A 573-nucleotide genomic window follows, 5' to 3' on the forward strand; every position below is an offset into this window, starting at 1 on the left:
AGGTAAATCTGAAAATGCTTCACTTACAAAGTAATAATCAGGATTAATACCACCCGCTTCAAATAATTCTTGCAATTCCGAAATGGTAATAATTGAACCGTCGAAAGGAATATATTTAAATAAATCTCGATTGATAAACCGTCTTGATAAATCACTTAATATTGTATCATTTTCATGAATCCATTTCTTCAAGTAATACAATACAACTGCTTCATCAAGTTCTACATATTGTTCAATAGTCATTGTTCCTTCAAAGAATGGTATAAAGTCTTTTGGATACATTTTAAATTCATATCCTTCATTATAAAGCTGCTTAGCTCGTTTTAAACAATTGTTTAATAAAACTTCCCCACCACGGCTTACTGGATGAAAATATATTTGCCAATACATTTGATAACGACTCATAATGAAATTTTCGACAGCATGCATACCACTATCTTTAATTAACACTTCTTCTTTAGATGGTCTCATCAACCTTAAAATACGCTCCATATCAAATGAGCCATACGTTACGCCTGTAAAATATGCATCTCTTTGTAAATAGTCCATTCGATCAGCATCAATTTGTGAGGA

The 573-nt window shown here is 31.4% G+C and carries 1 protein-coding gene; it reads right to left on the bottom strand.

Annotation, left to right across the window (positions count from 1 at the left end; all coding sequences use genetic code 11):
* A partial coding sequence (locus IE142_RS40185) for an HD domain-containing protein (RefSeq protein WP_502266917.1) occupies positions 1–573 on the bottom strand: 573 nt, incomplete at both ends.

Origin of the sequence: Streptomyces mutabilis, assembly GCF_014649815.1 — a bacterium.
Taxonomy (GTDB): Bacteria; Actinomycetota; Actinomycetes; order Streptomycetales; family Streptomycetaceae; genus Streptomyces; species Streptomyces mutabilis.